The following is a 765-nucleotide window of genomic DNA, read 5'->3' as shown; positions in this document are numbered from 1 at the left end:
AGATGTGTATAGGAGCCAGCCCGATCGCTCCGCCCCCGATCGTTCCGCCCCGGGGCGCTCCATCGGCCGCTCGCCCGGCCACCCACCGCGTGGCTCTCCCCGCCGATCCACCGGCCGGTCCCCCTGCCGCTCTTCCGTCCGCTCCCGCACCCGTAACGTGCCGTGCACGACCAGCGGTTCGCCGAGCGAGACCGACGCCGCCACATTGACCGCGAGCCCCCGCCAGGCCCAGACCGTGTAGAAGCTCGTGTACGCGTCCATCCACGCTTCCCGCGCCCGGTCCCAGCGCCGCGCCGTCACCGCCAGCCGGAACCGGGCCACTGCGACGCCGGCCGCCGTCTCCCAATAGTCCGGCCGGGTCGCGGTATTGCCCATCACCGTCAGCCAGGTCTCGTTCAACCGAGCCGCCTCCCCCGTCACTTCTCCGCGCTCGCATCCCCTTCCGCCTCCATGCTGCACGCGATCGCACAAGCCCGCCGGGGCCTGTGGGCTACTCCCCGGTTGTGGACAACTCGGCCCCCCGGCCGGGTGAACCGAGCCCGCCCGCCACGGCCCCGCCCGCCGCGATCACGTACTGCTTCCGCACCTCCCGGTAGCGCGCCAGCTCCGCCGTCACCGGCTCCAGCACCCGCATCCGCCCGCACTCCGCGGCCACCTCCCGAAGCCGCCGCTCCGCCGCCAGCCCGTACCGCCGCGCGGGCCCCCGGGCCGCCAGCCCGCACCCCCAGGCCAGCGCCGTACCGCCGGCCCCGGCCGCCGCGGCCG

The 765-nt window shown here is 75.8% G+C and carries 1 protein-coding gene and 1 pseudogene; both read right to left on the bottom strand.

Going from position 1 to position 765, the window contains the following annotated elements; all coding sequences use genetic code 11:
* On the bottom strand, positions 1-399 hold a 399-nt coding region (locus tag CCN51_RS52865), incomplete at its 3' end, for a single-stranded DNA-binding protein (protein WP_143676290.1).
* A 91-nt stretch (positions 400-490) separates the two neighbouring features.
* Positions 491-765: pseudogene (locus tag CCN51_RS52860) on the bottom strand (ATP-binding protein); the annotation flags it as partial.

It is taken from the genome of Streptomyces milbemycinicus (assembly GCF_002154605.1).
Lineage (GTDB): Bacteria > Actinomycetota > Actinomycetes > Streptomycetales > Streptomycetaceae > Streptomyces > Streptomyces milbemycinicus.
The sequence above is the reverse complement of the archived record's forward strand: the minus strand, read 5'-3'. Positions and strand labels throughout refer to the sequence as shown.